This is a genomic window from Sporolactobacillus putidus, from assembly GCF_014647035.1.
Classification (GTDB): Bacteria; Bacillota; Bacilli; order Bacillales; family Sporolactobacillaceae; genus Sporolactobacillus; species Sporolactobacillus putidus.
In genome coordinates, this window is record NZ_BMOK01000006.1 from 72,935 (window position 1) to 87,045 (window position 14,111).

A 14,111-nucleotide genomic window follows, 5' to 3' on the forward strand; every position below is an offset into this window, starting at 1 on the left:
CATTTTTTTCAGTGTATCATAAAAGGCGCACTTTGTGCGTCTGTCTTTTCCAAACATTCAGCCGCCTGCACTTATTTTCCCGGCAGCCCGCGTCCCTTTTGAGCCAGAACGACCCAGTTTTGTCCGCCGTTTGCCGTTAAGTAAGCATCCCCGCTGTTCGTCAGGACAACTGATTCCTGATCATGGACAGGATTCTGGACAATCCGGACGAGCCGGTCGCTTTCAACGGTTCCCATATCCAAATTAATTGCCTTGCCCGCATCCGGAATAATGCTGTACAATCCTGTCTGCTGCCCGAATGTTCCGGCAAGAAGCGAAACTTTTGAGCCAAATCCGTAGGAGACACAGCTCACGTTTTGCCCGTCCAGATAGGTTTGAAAATTCCGCCCTCTGTTATCGGTGAGGAACAGCCCCTGAGTTGTCGCAACGGCAAATGCGGCCGTATTCCTTGGGTGAGCCGCCACGGCATTGATCCTTCCCCGGATCCCATTCAGCTCTTTCTCAATCCATGTTCTCCCTCCATCATCTGAAAAAGAAAAGAGCACCCGATTTTCGTTCTCCTTCAGCCGGTAGAGTGCGGATGAAGCATAGCCAGCCGCCCAGACCCCTCCGCTCCCCTCTCCGCGAAGGCGAAACGCGGCCTTTTCTTGACCGGCAAGCGTCTTTTGCTGCCCTTCAATACCGTCCGGAGAAATCCGGACGTATCCGTTTTTGATAGGTAAAAATTGGCTGCCATCAGGATTTAGGGACGACGATTCTTTTTTCCAGATTCCGTTTTCGTACGAAACGATTCCGGAGGATGCACTGATCCATAACTTCTTCCCGTCTCCGGTATACCCGCTTCCTAATGCTCCGTTGAAATGGACGGCCGACCGATCACTGCTTCCTGCAAAGCGGACAGAATAGATAAGCCATACAGCAAGTCCGACCAGCATCAGAATAAAAACAATTTTCGCAACCAGAAGCCAGAAAACGAGCTGGTAACTCTTCTTTCCCGATCCTCCGGCCTGGCTATTTTCTTTGTTTTTTCCCATTCTCGAAACAACTCCGCTTCGACCCAAGTCCGACAATCACCGCAAGGTTTGCGGACGAGTATCTCTGATTATTTATTTTGTACGTTTTTGATGCCGATGCACAGTATCCGGCTTATTTTTGGATTTCCAATATAAAAGGGGGCCGCACTAATTTTAATGCCGCTCGCAGCACTCGGCAAGGACGACGACCTTTTTTCGAAAAAAAAGGTTATATTTCTTTAAGGACGACTATGGAGTAACCTGCAACCAGTTTCTCAAAGACATTGGGACAGACCGACGGCATTCAGAGTATCATGCCCCTCTTTTTCAAACGAAACGGCCGCGGCTTGAGAAACCACTATTATATTTTAACATACAACACCTTCCGGACGGGTCAATTTAAAAAACGGCCGCAGGCGATTTCCTGATTATTTCAGAGAAGGGGCAAATAAAGTGGATTTTTGATGTTTAGCCCATCAAAAAAGGCGCCCGTTTTCCGGACGTCTAATGGGGGTTGCTATATGATTCATTTTAGAGCGTTGTTCCCAATCCGCTGACAATGTGTAAGCTTTTGGACATCTGTGTCTTTTTTAGTGAAAAGGGCCTTCTCTCCTGAAACGGAATAAGCGGAAAACGGTCCGCGCTGCTGCATAGAGACCGACAGCTGCCAGTCCGTATAATCCGCCCATGAAAAAAATGCCGCTCATCTCGTGCCTTCCTTCAATAAATACTGAAAAGCAAAGACCAAAAGTCAGCGCGGTGATCAGTGTCAGCACCCCTTTAATCTGAAACAGAAGCTTGGCTGCCTGGGTCATCAGCAGTACCGTCAGTACCGCAAATATTCCGTGGAAAACGGTGGTCTCAATCATCCGTGTACTCACCCGCCCCTGAAATTCCCTGCCCGGCATAAACAGCCGGTACACTGCTTTTACAAGGATATGCCGATTGATATGAACAAAGAACGGCCGGTCGGGAAGCGTCTATGTACGCTCAAAAGCAGGAGCGGCATTGATGATCTTTTACCGGATGTGCGCCCTTCCGTCATTATCTTTTCTTTGCGGTAACGATTGATGAGTTAATTGACCAGCCCTTTAAACTTTCAGCTCGCTGACTTCAGCATTCAGTGTTTCCGCATCATCAAACAATTCCTGAATATAGCTCAGGATACGGGTCAACTGCTCCTCCTGAAGGTGAGCACCGTTGGTCACTTCCCTGACTGTACTGAAAGTCTCCCTTGAGATATCCGCAGTCTTTTCCGCCTGTTCTGAAATGGCGTGCATGCCGGATTGCTGCTTTTCGGCAAGAAGCAAAATGGACGAGACACTCTCGGCAGCACGGTCGATCGCTGCTTTCATTCCTGTCAGCTGCTGCTCCGTGTGTTCTGCCCTTTCGACCTGCTCCCTGCCAAGCGCTGATTGCATCCTGCTTTTGCTTAATGTTTCTCCGACTTTCTGCTGCATCGATAAGACGTCATTTTGAATGACGGCAGCCGACCGGGCGCTTTCTGAAGCAAGTTTTTGAACCTCAGCCGCTACGACGGCAAAACCGCGTCCTGCTTCTCCGGCACGGGCCGCTTCGATATTGGCGTTTAATGCAAGCATCTGGGTCTGTTCAGCGATATCGGAAACCTTCCCGACAATTTTTCCGATATTCTGCGCATGTTTTTCAAGCTCGTCAGTCTGCTCGGACATCGTTTCATTTGAATGATTCACGTGATGAATGCCCTCAATCAGATCGCGGACAGACTTTGAACTGACATTCAGCTGTGTGATCATTTGGGTTGCAAGACTTTGGGAGTGCCGGGCGCTTTCTCTGATCGACCCCGATAGTCGGAGGCTTTCCTGTACCAGATTCAGCACACTGTCCGACGCGGCAGCCTCATTCGCGGCCCCTTCTTTAATCTTGTTCATGCGCACGGTTACATTCTTTGCTGCGTCGGAAATTTCCTCAGAAGACTGGTTCAGTTTGTCGATCCGCTGAAATGTGCTGAATGTGTGCGACTGAATACTTTTCACAATTTTTTTCAGATAGCCGATCATTCTGCCCAGTCCCTCGCTGAGCGTTTCGATTTCATCGTGCGAGCGCTTTGTCGGTATTTCGATATCCAACCGTCCCCTGGCGGCTTCCTTAATTTTCCCCCCGATTTCCTCTAGTGTTCCGGTCAGACGGCGTGCCGCAAAGTAACCCAGGATGCCCGACCAGATCACGCCGAGAAGCAGCGTCAGCAAATCAAACAGCCAGGCAGGCATGAATCCGAAAAAAAACGGGCCCAACAAGAAAATAAAGCAAGCGCTCGTTCCGTAAGTGATAACCGCAACGGCCACCATTCCCAACACTATTTTTTTAGCCAGACCGAACTTCCAGCTCTTCATTGTTCAATCACCTTTATTCCTTTATTTTTAAATAGTCCGCGTAATGTAACCGCTTTATTATTTTCATAAGAAAAAAGATGACACGCACCTTTATTTTATAGTTTTATTTTAGATTAAATTGTCCAGGAATAAAAGACGGGAAATAACTATTTCTCTCTGTCCAGGAAATAGTTTCATGATCGTTCGTCGTTCCGGCTGTCCGAAGCCTTTTTTTCAGAAAAAAAAAAGCATTGCAGCCATTGTCCTGCGGTGCCTCGAAATCAAATTTTATTCGGATAACCCGGAATGGCCTATCCTTATCTTCCCTCAGCCCTCGGTCACTTTTATCTCGCTTTCAAGGTCGCTTCTTGAAAGATTGGCCTTCAGGAACGATTCGGTTTCCGGAGTATACAGATTCTGATGCGTTTTTTTGTCAATGTGCACTGTCCCGTGGTCAAGGACGTAATCGAGCACATGGCCGCCGCCCTTTCTTTCCTCATCAATGAAGTGAAAGTGGAATCCCGCTACAGCGATGCCCTGGGCATACGCCGGTGTCCAGAAACCGACAATTGTCCCACTCGTATGCTCAAAATGGAAGACCGGCTGCGTTTTTACAGCCTCGGTCATCGGGACCGGCTTTTCCTGATAGGCCACTGTACGCGTACTTACCTCAATAAACACACCGTCTATCCGGAATGCATAGAACAGATTGTCGCTCGGGACCAGCCGATGCATTTCTTTCTCAAAAGCTGCTTTATCAAGCGGCGAAGTGATTTCTTTTGTGATCTGCGGACGAAAATAAGTAAGTGAGCAAAAAGGTGTCATATCCTCGCTCTTTAGCGGGGTCGCCGTACCGTCGCCGCGCAAGCGGTAAAATTGATCGTCAAAACCGATCATCTCGCCGTCCAGATGGGCAAAGGTGCCGATACCGAAGTCACCGTGCTCCCTGATCTGATCATAGTTCATCGCCCCTTCAAAAACGCCGTCCAACAATGAAGTCATCGTCGAAAGCTGAAAAACGCCGTCAAAATCCTTCCCGCTTTTTTCTATAACCATTGCCATTGATATTGCCCCTTTCTTCTATTTAAAAGGATCCTTTATATCCGGAAGATCAGTTCAGCTGATTCGGAATCAGGCTCTTGCCAAGCGCGATGTTGTCGCTGTAATCGACCGGTACATCAATGATCACAGGGCCGTCCTGAAAGGTAAGCCCTTCTCGAAGCACGGCTTCCAGTTCTTCAGGTGCGTTCACGCGCAGGCCTTTCGCTCCGAAAGATTCGGCATATTTGACAATATCGATCTTGCCGAAGTCGACACCGGATGTGCGGTTGTACTTCATCTGCTGTTGAAAAGCGACCATATCATACGTGCCGTCACGCCAAACGATATGAACAATCGGAAGCTTCAGGCGGACAGCCGTCTCAAGTTCCATTGCCGAGAATAGAAAACCGCCGTCTCCGGAGAGCGACACGGTTTTGGCGTGGCCATGAACGAGGGACGCCGCCATCGCCCACGGAAGCGCGACACCGAGTGTCTGCATGCCGTTGCTGAACAGGAGTGTCTTCGGTTCATACGAGCGGAAATGGCGCGCCATCCAGATGTAGTGAGAACCCACATCGCAAGTCACAGTTGTGTCGTCGCTGATTAGATGGCGAAGCGTATGGATCAGGCTGAGTGGATGAACAAGATTGCCGTTCGGCCGCTTCGGAGGCATATCGCGCGCGTTCAGCTTCACGCGCATTTCATCAAGATAATTCCTATTTTCTTCTGTAATGTTCAGATGAGTCAGTTTTTCTTTGATCCGGTTGACCGTGCCCGGAATATCGCCGACCAGTTCAATGGAAGGCTGATAAAAGTGATCGATATCGGCCCGGACTTCATCCAGATGAATAATTTTGCGTTTCCCTGAGTTGTTCCAGAACTTCGGATCGTATTCCACCGCATCATAACCGATCGTCAGCACAACATCCGCTTTTTCAAGCACGAGATCGCCCGGCTGATTGCGAAAAAGACCGATACGTCCGAAAAAGTGTTCCTCCATGTCGCGGGGAATGAGGCCTGCCGCCTGGAATGTCTCCACTACCGGAAAAGAGATTTTTCTGAGCAGAGAGCGGACAGCAGAGACCACCGAGAAGCGATTGGCACGCATTCCGGCCAGAATCACAGGCATTTTCGCATTTTTCAGCGCTTCAACAGCCGCGTCAACCGCCTCTTCTGCTGCCGTGCCCAGTTTGGGACTTTCCAGCGGCCCAAGCGCATTGACCGTTGTTTTCGCGGTCAGAACATCCTGGGGAAAGCTGACAACACTCGCTCCGGCTTGGGTCGATTCAGCAGCCCGAAACGCATTGGTTACCACTTCAGGAACATTTTTAGGATCAACAACTTCCGCACTGAACTTCGTGATCGGCTGGAACAAAGCAGCATTATCCATCGACTGATGGGTTCTTTTAAGCCGGTCGGCACGCGGTACAGCACCGACCAGTGCAACAACCGGATCATTTTCCACGTTGGCGGTAACAATCCCCGTCGCGAGATTCGATGCTCCCGGACCCGAGGTAACGAGGCAGACACCCGGCTTGCAGGTGATCCGGCCGATGGCTGCCGCCATAAAAGCCGCATTTTGTTCGTGGCGGCAGACGATCAATTCGGGACCCCGATCCTTCAACACATCATAGACGGCGTCAATTTTTGCGCCCGGAATACCGAAAATATACTGTACCCCTTGTTTAATCAGGCAATCCACAACCAGTTCCGCTCCGGTAGAAAGCAGCGTTTCATTCTGTTCTTTCTCAATCCGACTCACTTTTTTCACTCCTTCACGTATTTACATCCTTATACCCGACCGGATTTTCTTTTCTCCGAACCGTTCTCATCAATTAAATTTTTCATCAAAATTCCATATTTATCGTAACAAAAGTATTGACATTGCTGTGTTTCCCTTTATTATGTATTTTACATCGCACCTTGAGATGTGTGAAATATATTATTCTCTAGTATATAATATGCAAAAAGAATCAATTGATTTTGAAAGCGCAGACATTTATAATTAAACTAATCTCAATCGAAGAGGAGATAGACGCAGGATGGAATTCCGTCATTTATTGTATTTTATTACGGTCGCAGAAGAACTTCATTTCGGCCGGGCGGCGGCGCGCCTGCAAATGACCCAGCCCCCGCTGAGCAAACAGATTCAGCAGCTCGAAGAAGAGACAGGCGTTACCCTGTTCAAACGGACAAAAAGGCATGTCGAACTCACAACAGCAGGCGAAATCTTTCTTCCCGAGGCCAGGCAGATTCTCGCCCAAATGAGACAAGCTGTCGACACGGCCCAGAGAGCGCAGCGCGGCGAATTCGGAAGGCTTGTGATCGGCTTTGTCGGGTCGGCGACTTATGATATTCTTCCCGAGATCATCAGAGAGTATCGCAGAAAATTTCCTCATGTCGCTGTTGTTCTACACGAATTGTCGACGCCTGATCAATTGAACGCGCTGACTGGCGGCCGTATCGACATCGGACTGCTGCACCCTCCTGTAAACAGTTCGCTCATTGAGGCGGAACCGGTCAAGAGCGGCTATTGCGCTCTTTCTCTGCCGAAAAACCATCCGCTCGCCAAAAAAGCGAAAATCCGAATCGAGGATCTTCGCGATAGGCCGTTTATCGTCGTCTCACGTGATATCTGGCCGGGCCTTTATGATGAATTTCTTTCACTATTCCAGAATGTCGACTTTACCCCGAAAATTGTTCAAGAAGCGACCGAATATCAGATGGTTGTCGGGCTTGTCTCCGCCGGCATCGGCATCGGTGTCGTTCCAGCCACCGCGGAAAAGCTTTTTAATCTGGAAGTTGTTTATCGGGAAATCGAGGGATTTCCTCTAAGGGCAGTACTCTCTATGGCGCACCTGAAAAAGAACACGAATCCGGCCTTGAAACAGTTTATCACCCTGACCAGGCGGCTGCGCAGCGCAGAAAACTGAGCGGCTACTCGATCAGGTCGTCGTCATCCTTACTCTTTCTTCTTAGACGGATCAGACGGACTACATGAAGAATACAGGTTTTTGCCATCGCGTAGGTCGGAACAGCAAGGATCATACCGATCGGTCCGATCCATTTACCAGAAACGAGAAGAAGCACGATGATGGTCAGCGGATGCGTGTTCAGGCGTCTGCCCATGATCAGCGGTGAAATCAGGTGTCCGTCGAGCTGCTGAACGATGATAATCACAATAAGGACAAACAGCGCCTTTGTTGGCGAGTCCATCAGCGCAACGGCGATGGCAGGCGTGGCGCCGAGAATCGGTCCAAGGTAAGGGATAATGTTTGTGACCCCGACAATCAGGCCGAGGAGCAGGCTGTAAGGCAGTCCGATGAGCGCGAACCCGATGCTGGAGTTGATGCCGACGAATGAAGCGACAATGATCAGACCGCGTATATAGGTGGACAGCGTCGTGCTCAGGTCATTCAGGATCCGGTGCACTTCATGATGGTAAGGCTGAGGAAAAAACCGGGAAACGGCTTCCGGCAATTTGTTTCCGTCTTTCAGCATATAAAACAGAATAAAAGGGACAGTGACAACAATCAGCGCCACATTGGCGATCACGCCGAAAAACAGCGACAACCCTGAACTGGCCTGATTCGTGAAGTGATTCGCCATGTTGAGCAGACCTTGTTGGATCTTATCGATCGAATAATAGTTCTGATTGATCAGCCACTGGAATCCCCGCGTGCTGGCAAGCTGTTCAAAGCTCTTCCTCCAGCTGCCGATATAATCCGGCAGCTGGCTGAAAAGGGCTCTGACCTGATTGCCGAGAGGCGGTCCAACATTAACAACGAGCAGGACAATCAGGCCGGTAAGCACCACATAGATGATCAGAATACCGAGCGTTTTTGGAATCATGATGCGCTCAAGCAGCTTAACAAACGGACTAAGCAGGAAAAATAAGAATCCGGCAACAATGATCGGGAAGAAAAGCGTCGAAGTCAGCGTTGCAAGTGGGATAAAGATAAACGAAATTTTTGTGAGAATAAAAATAAGCAGCGCTAAAGCCAGAAGTTCCAGCGTCCAGAAAACCAGCTTTAAATGTTTTTTTAGCACGTCAGATCATCACACCTTCAGGACCGGATCGGGAAAAGAATTTTCTCCCCTGATTGGTGCCCTTTTTTCATTATAGCCGCCGACCGGCCGTATAATCAATGAATAGTCGTTTCGTGAAGCAATCGCACTGAAAAAAACCGAATAAATGAACCCGGCTGTTTTGATCACACAGCGGTTAAAGCTGGCAGAAAGCCGTATTTTGGGGTTATAATAATGAGAATGTGGGCTTGAGGAAAAGGACGTGGGCGGATGAGCATTATCTCGATTCTACTGACGATTATTCTCATTTTAAATTTTTTTCTCGGGGTTACGGTTATTTTCCTCGAACGAAAGAGTGTCAGTTCAACCTGGGCGTGGCTGATGATCCTCAACTTTATTCCGGTCCTCGGATTCATTTTATACCTTATTTTCGGTCAGAATCTCAGCCGCCGCAAAATTTTTAAATGGGACCACACCGTTCACGAACGTACGAAAGAAATGGTCCGGAAACAAATGAAAGCCATTATCGACCGGGAATACCCTTTTACCCAGCCGCTTCTTAAAGATTATCATGAGCTGATTTATATGAACCTCAACAACGATGAAGCACCGCTCACATTGAATAACAGACTGACCATTTATACGGACGGAGAGAATAAATTCCGCCAGCTGCTTCAGGATATCCGCTCAGCGAAGCATCACATCCATATTGAATATTATATTTTCCGAAGCGATTTTCTCGGCAACGAAGTGATTGATGCATTGATTCTGAAAGTCAAGCAGGGAGTGGTTGTCCGCCTGCTCGTTGATGATGAGGGCTCAAGGCAGCTTTCGAAGAAACTGGTGCGCCGGCTGATACAAGCCGGGGGAAAATTCCAGACTTTTTTTCCGGGTCATCTGTCAATTTTTAATATGCGGATCAATTACCGGAACCACCGCAAACTTGTCATTATCGACGGCAAAACCGGCTATATCGGCGGGTTCAACGTCGGAGATGAATACCTCGGGCTCAGCAGCAAATTCGGCTTCTGGCGCGATACACACCTGCGGATTGAAGGCGACGCGGTCAACAGCATCCAGTCCCGGTTCCTGCTCGACTGGAATCAGGCATCAAAAGAGAGGGTCCCTTTTCAATCCTATTACAATACCGATCAGACAACGAAGTATGGAGAGGTCGGTATTCAGATCATTTCCAGCGGACCGGATAAAAAGTGGGAACAAATTAAGAACGCGTTTATTCGGATGATTCTGGCCGCCAGAAAGTGCGTATACATCCAGACGCCTTATCTGATCCCTGACGAAAGCCTGATGAACGCGATATCGATTGCTTCCCTCTCCCATGTCGATGTGCGGATCATGATCCCAAACAAACCGGATCATCCGTTTGTCTATTGGGCAACCTATTCCAATGTCGGCATCCTGCTCGAAGCGGGCGTACGCGTCTATCTCTATCAGAACGGTTTCCTCCATGCAAAGACGGTTATCGTGGACGACCGGCTGGCGACTGTCGGCACGTCAAATCTGGACTTTCGTAGTTTCATGCTCAACTTTGAGGTTAACGCCTTTATTTATCATCAGAAGACAGCCCGGCAGCTCGCCGAAATATTTAAAAAGGATATGAAACGATCCAAAGAGCTGACGCTTGAAGAATACAAGAGGCGCCCCTATAATGTCCGCTTTAAAGAATCCATCTCACGTCTTCTCTCTCCAGTGCTTTGAGTAAGGAACTCGTCTGCGTCCCTAAAATAAGCCTGTCCCGTGGAAAGGGACAGGCTTATTCGGCTCTGCCGGTTAATGTCTGAATTCACCGATTTTTCGGATCTGGCGAAGCTCCGGCACCCCCGCGGGCTCATCCTGGTGCTGTCTCAGAATCGTTTTGATCTCCTCCGAAAGAGGAACGACCTTTTTATTGTTATAATCATAGCCGATCAGCGTCACCCTGCCCCTCGCGTGCCAGTTACCGGCCTCATCGCAGATTGCGTGTTCCACATCGAAACTGGAACGGGAAATGGTGCTGATCCAAGTATAAATTGTAATTTCTTCCCCATAATTTATCTCATGAATGTAATCGCAGTGTGTTGAAGCGACGATCACATGCCAGTTGTTTAAGTCCATACTCGGCGTAAACCAGCGGAAAATTTCGCGTTTGCCTTCTTCAAAATAAGTCAGATAAACTGCGTTGTTGACGTGGCCCATCGCATCGCAGTCATTAAAGCGTACGGGAATCTTTGTCGTTATCATCCAAACCTGCCCCCATGTGAGATAAAGATTTCTTATGTTGCTCTACTGCTCACTAGTTTAGCACACCCTACCCAGGCTGTGTATTCGGAAGGACAGGCGGAACGGACAATGCGGCGCGAATTCAAGCGGGACGCCGCCGGATTCGCGGGCAGAAACATTCAGGAATTCGATGCCGCCCTGTATTCGGACGGAGACAGCCGTTCATATTTTTTAAACATCTTGGTAAAGGACGCGTTGTATTCGTATCCAAGCTGGTATGAGATCGTCAGTACGCTTAATTTTGAATCACGCAGAAGTTCCTTCGCACGGTGGATGCGCAGGTAATGAATATATTCCAATGGAGTCATGCTCATTTTTCGCTTGAACCAGTCGCAATAATAGGAAGGCGTATAGTGTTCCATTGCGGCCAATGATTTAATATCGATTTTTTCCGTGTAATGTTTATTGATGAAACGGATGGATGTGCTGACAGGCTGATCGGCGATTTTCTGCAGTACGTAATTTAATAAAAGACTGACTCCTTCTTTATTATTGTTCGCAGTCTCGGTGAGCATCAGGTCTTTAATCGACTGCCACGTTGCATCAATCTGCCAGCTCAGGCCTTCCCGTCTGTCGAGCGCGTCTTTGAAATAAAATGCCGCGTAGTCTTCCGGTATCGCGATCACCAGGCTTTCATTGGATACCGATGAAGAGACTGAGTATATCTCCTGAAAAGGCAATAAACACATCTCTGAGTCAGAAATCATTTTACGGCCGCCCAAAGTTATGAGATTGACCATTCCATGGATCGGTATCATCAGTTTGAAATGCGTCGTACAACAACAGCGGCACTCCGGCCCTACCGATGTAAAGTAATAGTATATGTTTTCCACTGTAGACCGGCCTCCTTATATGTGCTTTCCATTGTCTTGCGGATCATCAAGCGGCTGTTTTTGATGCAGCCGGTGATCCGGACTGGCATTAGACGCTACCTGGGTGCAGCGAAGTCAAAAGTCCTCTGTTCTTTCCCACATGAGAGTATATCAAAAAAAATACTGCAGCACTGTGACGATGTTGTTAACAAGCAGCGTTCCAGTATGCCCATGATCACAAAAACCAGAATTTGAAATGACAGGAGTCAATAAATATGCATTTTGAAAACGTATTCTCATAAATATGAACAAAATCAAACGAAAAAATGGAAAAGAAATCGAAAAATATTGCCTTTATACTCTTTCTGTCATAGTGCTATTTATTAAATCTTCAGGGGGAAACTTGAAAAATGATGCATCAACTCGTCGCGGAATTTTTGGGCACGGCTTTAATGATTATTTTTGGTGTCGGCGTGCACTGTTGTGAGGTGCTGAATACTTCCAAATATCAGGGATCAGGACACATTTTTGCCATCACCACGTGGGGGTTCGGTATCACCATTTCTTTGTTTATTTTCGGGGATGTCAGCATTAATCCGGCTATGGTCGTTGCTCAGGCTGTCCTGGGAAATATCCCCTGGGCAAATGTCATTCCTTACAGCATCGCGGAAGTACTTGGCGGAGTCGCCGGCTCTGTAGCCGTCTATATTGCCTATGCCGATCAGTTCAAAGCATCTGTCGACATCGACAGAGTAAAAATACGCAACATCTTCTCGACCAATCCAAACGTACGCAACCTGCCTCGGAACTTTTTTGTCGAATTTATTGATACGTTTATTTTTATTACGGCCATCCTGGCAATTGCAAGAATTCATACACCTGGCATCGTTCCGATCAGTGTCGGACTGCTCGTTTGGGCAATCGGCATGGGCATGGGCGGCCCGACAGGGTTTGCAATGAACCTCGCCCGTGACATGGGGCCGCGTATCGCTCATGCCATTCTTCCGATACCTGGCGGCAAGGCAGACAATGATTGGCAGTACGGTATTCTTGTTCCGGGTATTGCACCGTTTCTTGGCGCGATCTGCGCGGCCTTCTTCGCAAAAGGCTTTCTGGGCCTCTAAATCACGCTGTGCATTATCGAACAGCATCTCCATCTAAATACAAAACAGCAAAGCAGGAATTTCACCTTGCTTTGCTGTTTTTTTAGCTTTGTTAATAAAAACAATTTATTGAATTTATACTTGAAATACACTTGATGAATCTTCTTAAACTTCACTTTTTCTGCTGAAAACAGTTTTAAGCCAAACCAAGATAATGGGTATTAAAGAGATAAAAACAATCAGCAGCATGATGATGGAAAAATGAGCCTTGATAAACGGAATCTGCCCGAAAAAGAAGCCCGCCAGAAGTCCCGCAAGCGTCCAGGCGGCGCCGCCCAGCACATTATAGAGAAAGAAGAATGGGTAGTTCATTCTGCTCCCGCCGGCGATAAAAGGAATGAATGTGCGGATGAAAGGAACAAATCTGCCAAGGAACACGGCGAAGCCGCCATATTTATTGAAAAACCGCTCGGCTTTCTCCATTTTGTCCTGATTAATCAATTTATTGAAAAGATGGTGTTTCTCAAGCGTCAGACCAAGCTCCCGTCCGATCCAGTAGTTTACGGTATCCCCAAGAACGGCGGCAAGAACAATCAGGAGAATCAGCAACCAGAGATTAAGTCCTGAACTGCTGTGTGCGGCAATCGCGCCCGCAGCGAATAACAGTGAATCGCCCGGAAGAAAAGGACAAATCACAAGACCGGTTTCGATGAAAATAATGACAAAAATGATCCCGTAAGTCCATATGCCATATTGATTGACAATGGTCAGAAGCAACCGGTCAATATGTAGAAAAACATTAATGATCCATGATAAAGCGCTCATGCAAACGTCTCCCCCGACTGTCTAATTTAAGAACATCTTCAGTATTATCCTACCGGAATTCGGATAAATAATAAACCCTTTTTCATGATCCCGGTCTCAATGCAACAGTTTATTCCCCTTTTCTGAAAGAAAACTGAAAGATTTACGATCCGCCCGTTTATTCACCATTTGTTCACAAAAAAACGCCGGACGGCATGAATTTCAGCCGTCCGCGCGTTATTCTTTCAAATTAAATTCAGGTTACTTCCCGGCCGGGCCGCTTTTCTTAATAACCCACAGCCTCTTTCATAAAATCAGTAATGGTTTCTTCCTTGGAGTCGCTCAATACGGCGCCGGTTTTTTTATCAATGAATGTCGGAACAGTCAGGAACTGATATTTCTCCTTGAGTTCTCCAAAACGATCCATATCGTTTTCCCTGACGAAAAATTCAATCTGGTCATTGTACTTTCCGCCCAGCGCTTCATTCAAAACGACTTTAGCCCGTTCGCAGTAAGGGCATCCGATTTTTGTAATCATAAGCACTTTTTTGTCATCCATGATCTTGTCATGCCTCCTCCTATTTCTCTTTCATCGACCTCATTGTAACAAGCGTAGAAGGTGCTGTCATTTCTTCTGCTCAGGCATCGGCAATCATGTCTTCTTTTCATAACGCCCGA

General features: G+C 47.7%; 13 protein-coding genes. 3 read left to right on the forward strand and 10 right to left on the reverse strand.

Annotation, left to right across the window (positions count from 1 at the left end; translation table 11 throughout):
* Positions 1-71: 71 nt before the first annotated feature.
* The 5 genes from IEX81_RS08635 to alsS all read right to left on the reverse strand — a co-directional run bounded on the left by IEX81_RS08635 (position 72) and on the right by alsS (position 6,167).
* Positions 72-1,034 (reverse strand): group-specific protein, encoded by a 963-nt coding sequence (locus tag IEX81_RS08635; RefSeq protein WP_188802677.1) that lies wholly within the window; start codon positions 1,032-1,034, stop codon positions 72-74.
* Between the two features lie 569 nt (positions 1,035-1,603).
* On the reverse strand, positions 1,604-1,882 hold the full coding sequence (locus IEX81_RS08640; RefSeq protein WP_188802678.1) for a hypothetical protein: 279 nt from the start codon (positions 1,880-1,882) through the stop codon (positions 1,604-1,606).
* Between the two features lie 222 nt (positions 1,883-2,104).
* Positions 2,105-3,385 (reverse strand): methyl-accepting chemotaxis protein, encoded by a 1,281-nt coding sequence (locus IEX81_RS08645; protein WP_188802679.1) that lies wholly within the window; start codon positions 3,383-3,385, stop codon positions 2,105-2,107.
* A gap of 306 nt (positions 3,386-3,691) precedes the next feature.
* A complete protein-coding gene (gene budA, locus IEX81_RS08650; RefSeq protein ID WP_229727530.1) occupies positions 3,692-4,426 on the reverse strand; it encodes an acetolactate decarboxylase in 735 nt (244 codons plus the stop codon).
* A gap of 49 nt (positions 4,427-4,475) precedes the next feature.
* Positions 4,476-6,167, reverse strand: a complete 1,692-nt coding sequence (alsS, locus tag IEX81_RS08655; RefSeq protein WP_188802680.1) for an acetolactate synthase AlsS — start codon at positions 6,165-6,167, stop codon at positions 4,476-4,478.
* 280 nt (positions 6,168-6,447) lie between these two features.
* On the opposite strand from alsS, the gene alsR reads away from it, so the two are divergent.
* Complete coding sequence (gene alsR, locus IEX81_RS08660) at positions 6,448-7,338, forward strand: acetoin biosynthesis transcriptional regulator AlsR (RefSeq protein WP_188802681.1); 891 nt, start codon at positions 6,448-6,450, stop codon at positions 7,336-7,338.
* A 4-nt stretch (positions 7,339-7,342) separates the two neighbouring features.
* Here the strand turns inward: alsR and IEX81_RS08665 are convergent, their stop codons facing one another.
* The gene (locus IEX81_RS08665; RefSeq protein ID WP_188802682.1) at positions 7,343-8,455 is read right to left on the reverse strand and encodes an AI-2E family transporter; all 1,113 of its coding nucleotides are present in this window, start codon (positions 8,453-8,455) and stop codon (positions 7,343-7,345) included.
* 249 nt (positions 8,456-8,704) lie between these two features.
* On the opposite strand from IEX81_RS08665, the gene cls reads away from it, so the two are divergent.
* Positions 8,705-10,153 (forward strand): cardiolipin synthase, encoded by a 1,449-nt coding sequence (cls, locus tag IEX81_RS08670; protein WP_188802683.1) that lies wholly within the window; start codon positions 8,705-8,707, stop codon positions 10,151-10,153.
* A 72-nt stretch (positions 10,154-10,225) separates the two neighbouring features.
* Here the strand turns inward: cls and IEX81_RS08675 are convergent, their stop codons facing one another.
* The gene (locus IEX81_RS08675) at positions 10,226-10,675 is read right to left on the reverse strand and encodes an acyl-CoA thioesterase (RefSeq protein ID WP_188802684.1); all 450 of its coding nucleotides are present in this window, start codon (positions 10,673-10,675) and stop codon (positions 10,226-10,228) included.
* 158 nt (positions 10,676-10,833) lie between these two features.
* The gene (locus IEX81_RS08680) at positions 10,834-11,421 is read right to left on the reverse strand and encodes a helix-turn-helix transcriptional regulator (protein WP_229727531.1); all 588 of its coding nucleotides are present in this window, start codon (positions 11,419-11,421) and stop codon (positions 10,834-10,836) included.
* A gap of 515 nt (positions 11,422-11,936) precedes the next feature.
* Between IEX81_RS08680 and larD the strand changes: the two genes are divergently transcribed.
* Positions 11,937-12,650 (forward strand): D/L-lactic acid transporter LarD, encoded by a 714-nt coding sequence (gene larD, locus IEX81_RS08685; protein WP_188802685.1) that lies wholly within the window; start codon positions 11,937-11,939, stop codon positions 12,648-12,650.
* A gap of 144 nt (positions 12,651-12,794) precedes the next feature.
* Here larD and IEX81_RS08690 read toward each other — a convergent pair whose 3' ends face one another.
* Together IEX81_RS08690 and IEX81_RS08695 are read right to left on the reverse strand one after the other, a co-directional pair.
* Positions 12,795-13,454: a VTT domain-containing protein gene (locus tag IEX81_RS08690; protein ID WP_188802686.1), complete on the reverse strand. Its 660-nt coding sequence runs from the start codon at positions 13,452-13,454 to the stop codon at positions 12,795-12,797.
* Between the two features lie 265 nt (positions 13,455-13,719).
* Positions 13,720-13,992 (reverse strand): glutaredoxin family protein, encoded by a 273-nt coding sequence (locus IEX81_RS08695; protein WP_188802687.1) that lies wholly within the window; start codon positions 13,990-13,992, stop codon positions 13,720-13,722.
* Positions 13,993-14,111 lie beyond the last annotated feature (119 nt).

Bases quoted from the DNA above. Each gene is read 5' to 3' on its own strand.
- IEX81_RS08645 (WP_188802679.1), bottom strand. From the start codon at position 3,385: ATGAAGAGCTGGAAGTTCGGTCTGGCTAAAAAAATAGTGTTGGGAATG.
- IEX81_RS08695 (WP_188802687.1), bottom strand. From the start codon at position 13,992: ATGGATGACAAAAAAGTGCTTATGATTACAAAAATCGGATGCCCTTAC.
- IEX81_RS08690 (WP_188802686.1), bottom strand. From the start codon at position 13,454: ATGAGCGCTTTATCATGGATCATTAATGTTTTTCTACATATTGACCGG.
- IEX81_RS08635 (WP_188802677.1), bottom strand. From the start codon at position 1,034: ATGGGAAAAAACAAAGAAAATAGCCAGGCCGGAGGATCGGGAAAGAAG.
- alsR (WP_188802681.1), top strand. From the start codon at position 6,448: ATGGAATTCCGTCATTTATTGTATTTTATTACGGTCGCAGAAGAACTT.
- larD (WP_188802685.1), top strand. From the start codon at position 11,937: ATGATGCATCAACTCGTCGCGGAATTTTTGGGCACGGCTTTAATGATT.
- budA (WP_229727530.1), bottom strand. From the start codon at position 4,426: ATGGCAATGGTTATAGAAAAAAGCGGGAAGGATTTTGACGGCGTTTTT.
- IEX81_RS08640 (WP_188802678.1), bottom strand. From the start codon at position 1,882: ATGATTGAGACCACCGTTTTCCACGGAATATTTGCGGTACTGACGGTA.
- IEX81_RS08680 (WP_229727531.1), bottom strand. From the start codon at position 11,421: ATGATTTCTGACTCAGAGATGTGTTTATTGCCTTTTCAGGAGATATAC.
- cls (WP_188802683.1), top strand. From the start codon at position 8,705: ATGAGCATTATCTCGATTCTACTGACGATTATTCTCATTTTAAATTTT.
- IEX81_RS08675 (WP_188802684.1), bottom strand. From the start codon at position 10,675: ATGATAACGACAAAGATTCCCGTACGCTTTAATGACTGCGATGCGATG.